Genomic DNA, 3,906 nt, shown 5'->3' with positions numbered 1-3,906 from the left:
GAAGAAATTAAAATTATTTTTTAATGAGTCAGTACTCTACAAAGTAATGTCTACCACAATGAGCAAGAATGGTAAGCCACTGGTTGCAGCCAGAGAATCCACTGAGATACGAGGGTATATCAAGAATCAATTTTCCCGGAATATTTGCCAGTTCCCTGAGAATCATATTCTTCAGCATTTTGGGGCGCTTGGTAACCTGCCGCCAGAAACGATGGCGGAAGTTCAAAGAAAATTCATCAGCGGTATCATGAATAAAGCCGATTTTCTGAATTATATTGTTGACATGTTTAAAACTGATTCTGAGTTACTTGAGCTGATAAGAAGGCGAAATGTTGAATTTTCAGTTTGGCATGGCAAGACACAGAGTAACAGCGAGTTATTGATGGAACAGTACAGTCCGGATTCACCAGGACTCTCTGAACAGGAGATTATTGAAGGGGCAGCTAACGTTGCTGATTCTCGCACGCGGTTCATGAATGATGATATTTACCAATTCATCGACGGGAAACTGGACATGTTCTGGGATGACATTATACGAGAAACCCACCGGTAACCAGATCACCCGTGCTGAACCAGCCAGGGTGAATTTAGCGACTTAATACTCAATAGTGAGATTTTTCAACCAGTACTTTGCCATCACCCGGTAAAGCACCAGAATCGCTTTAGTCACTTCTTCCATCAAGGCGCAGATAAACACCAGATACAACGGCCAGTGCCAGATATTTACAGCGATCCAGGTCAGAGGTACACCCACAAACCACATACCAATGATATTGATGGCGGCCGTGGCTTTCACATCGCCACCGCTGCGCAGAACACCCACAATCCCTGTCAGGTTGATGACCCGAATACAGAGGGCAAAACCGGCAATGATCAATACCTCGCTGGCCATTGTCAGGGTGTCACCCTGAAATTTCCCGAACATATTGACGATCTGCTCATTGAAGATCAGGGTAACAAAGCCAATCACCAGGGCCATTGCCGGGGCGGCCAGCATAAAATAACGGCTCTGTTTCCAGGCGAGTTCAAATTCTCCGGCGCCGAGTTCCTTGCCAAGTATGATCGAGGTAGCAATGGCAAACCCGATAAACAGCGAAATCAGCACGCCTTCAACGGAGGAGACGGTGCTCATCACCGCCAATTCAACAACCCCCATCTGGGCAAACATCAGGTTGTAAAGCACCAGACCAAATGACCAGAGGCCATCCTGAATCAGCATGGGAACGCAGATGCCCATGTATTTAAGCCAATGCTTGCGGTTTTTGCATTGCAGCAGGTCGGCCTTTACCGGCTTGAGGCCAGGACGAACCTCGAGAATGTAATAGATAAGTAAGCCCACCTGAATCAACCGCGAAACCGTGGTTCCCCATGCAGAACCGGCAACCCCAAGGGCCGGAAAGCCAAAATGGCCATAGATAAGCAGATAATTAAACAACACGTTCATAACAATGGTGATAAAACCAATGCGTGTTGGTATTTTTGCGTCGTTGTTGGTTCTCAGGATAGCTTCCAGGGGAATGGTGATTGCTATGCACAGAAATGAGGGAGCGGTGATGACCAGGTAGCTGCTGCCCAAAGCTTTCAGGGCAGAGTCATCACTGACCAGGCCCATGATCTGTCCCGGAAAGAGCAGGTACGCAATGGCAAATGGGGTAGTAATGGCCAGTGCCGCGGTAATGGTCTGAACCAGCGTTCTGCGCACGCCATCCATATTTCGGGCGCCAATATACTGTGCGGCCAAAATGCTCATGCCACTGCCCAGGGCAGCAATCAGAATCAGGTTAAAAAAGAAAATGCGGTTGCCCATGCCTACCGCAGCAACTTCTGTTTCACCCAGCATGGACACCATGAATATATCGATCAATCCCAGCATGGAAAACATCATGGATTGCAGGGAGATAGGCAGTGCCAATTGCCAGATATTGCGCAGGAAGTCCCGATCCCGGGCTGGGTTTTCAGTTGTTTGACTGGTCATAAAGCGACTACCAATTAATGGGGTCTAAAGCACGTTTCAATCCGTGAAGGAGTAGAGTAGTCTCATTCGGATATAAACAGCCATGAACGGTGTAGCATCCTCTTTAGGGTTATGCGGGAGTGATGCAATAACATGATAAAAAGCTATATCGTCATATTTGAAAGCCACTGTACTATTATAGTCGTATAAAATAAAAGTCGGATTTCTCCCTGGCTCTCCCTTGAGAGTACCCGTCCTTTTATAACTTTAAATAATAAATAGCTAGCAAAAATTTTTATATTTGTTCTTTCTTATGCTGGTAAAATCCTACCACCCTTATGCCAACACAGCTTTAGCAATAACGAGAAAAACATGGACTATCTGCCTTTATTCCTACAGGTACGTAACCTGCGTTGTCTGGTGGTGGGTGGTGGCAATATCGCCCTGCGTAAAATCAGGCTTCTCAAAGCGTCTGGTGCCAATGTTCGAGTGGTAGCCAGAGAGATATCTGCAGATATTCGCGAGTTTCTTGCCAGCGGTGATCACCAATTGCTGGAAAAACCATTTGCTAACCATGACCTGAACGATGTTTGCCTGGTTATTGCGGCAACGGATGATGAGCACGTTAACCGCCAGGTAGCCATGTTGGCGCAGCAGCGACAGCTGTTTGTTAATGTGGTGGATGATGCCGATGCCGGTAATGCTGTCATGCCGGCAATCGTTGACCGCTCTCCGGTGGTGGTTGCCTTTTCAACCGGTGGTAAAGCACCGGTTCTGGCCCGGCTCCTGAGGCAAAAAATGGAAACGTTGTTGCCCAAGGGGTATGGCCGCCTGGCGGCGCTGGCCGGTGAATGCCGGGATATGGTCAAGGCCAGGTTCAGCCAGATCAATGACCGCCGGTATTTCTGGGAGAACGTATTGTCAGGGCCTGTAGCGGAAAAAGCTCTGGCGGGGGATTTACCGGGGGCCCGGGATTTGCTTGAACAGACCCTGGAAAACACCGCTGTACAGCACACCGGCGAAGTGTATCTGGTGGGCGGCGGTCCGGGGGATCCTGATCTTCTGACATTCAAGGCCTTGCGGTTAATGCAGCAGGCCGATGTTGTGCTTCATGACCGGCTGGTATCTGAAGATGTTCTGGCACTTTGTCGCCGGGATGCAGATTATATCTACGTTGGCAAAAAACGGGATCGACACACCCGACCCCAGGAAGAAATCAATGCCCTGTTGGTCGAATTGGCCAAAGAGGGTAAGCGAATTCTGCGATTGAAAGGTGGCGATCCCTTTATTTTTGGACGTGGTGGCGAAGAGATTGAAACACTAGCCAGTGAGGGTATTCCTTTTCAGGTGGTGCCCGGTATTACTGCGGCTTCCGGCTGTGCCAGTTATGCCGGAATTCCCCTGACCCATCGGGATCACGCCCAGTCTGTCCGTTTTGTCACGGGGCATCTGAAAGATGGTAGACATACCCTGAACTGGAATGAAATGCTGGACCCCGGTCAAACACTGGTGTTTTACATGGGATTACTGGGGCTTCCCCTTATCTGCCAGGCGTTAATTGATCATGGCAGGAATGGCCAGACGCCCATAGCCTTGATTCAACAGGGTACTACCCGGCATCAACGGGTCTTTACCGGAACCCTGGCCACCATTAATACATTGATTGAGTCCGAAAAGGTAAAGGCTCCGACAATTATCATCATTGGCAGCGTAGTTGGCCTCAGGGACAAATTAAGATGGTGCCAGGAGGCTGTCCGAGAATAGCGCCCGACTGGGCGCCCCCGTAGCGAGGAAGACAGAAAATTGAGGATAAAAATTCGGTTTTGTGCGGTGAATAGCGGGGCTATTTGCCAAACAAAAGCGGATTGTTAGACCAATTTGCTGTCGCCGCAGCAGTGCAGTCTCTTACGATAGACATTAAGCATCTATCTATTAATTCCAGAAGCAAAAGC

General features: G+C 48.8%; 3 protein-coding genes. 2 read left to right on the top strand and 1 reads right to left on the bottom strand.

Translation table 11 applies throughout. From position 1 onward, the window contains the following. A partial coding sequence (locus KDK14_RS04775) for a hypothetical protein (protein ID WP_257263876.1) occupies positions 1 to 553 on the top strand: 553 nt, incomplete at its 5' end. Between the two features lie 42 nt (positions 554 to 595). Here the strand turns inward: KDK14_RS04775 and KDK14_RS04770 are convergent. Continuing rightward, on the bottom strand, positions 596 to 1,975 hold the full coding sequence (locus tag KDK14_RS04770; RefSeq protein WP_257263875.1) for an MATE family efflux transporter: 1,380 nt from the start codon (positions 1,973 to 1,975) through the stop codon (positions 596 to 598). 351 nt (positions 1,976 to 2,326) lie between these two features. Between KDK14_RS04770 and cysG the strand changes: the two genes are divergently transcribed. Then, complete coding sequence (cysG, locus tag KDK14_RS04765; protein WP_257263874.1) at positions 2,327 to 3,718, top strand: siroheme synthase CysG; 1,392 nt, start codon at positions 2,327 to 2,329, stop codon at positions 3,716 to 3,718. Positions 3,719 to 3,906 lie beyond the last annotated feature (188 nt).

Origin of the sequence: Endozoicomonas sp. ONNA2, assembly GCF_024606365.1 — a bacterium.
GTDB lineage: Bacteria > Pseudomonadota > Gammaproteobacteria > Pseudomonadales > Endozoicomonadaceae > Endozoicomonas.
This window is presented reverse-complemented; position numbering and strand designations above follow the sequence as displayed.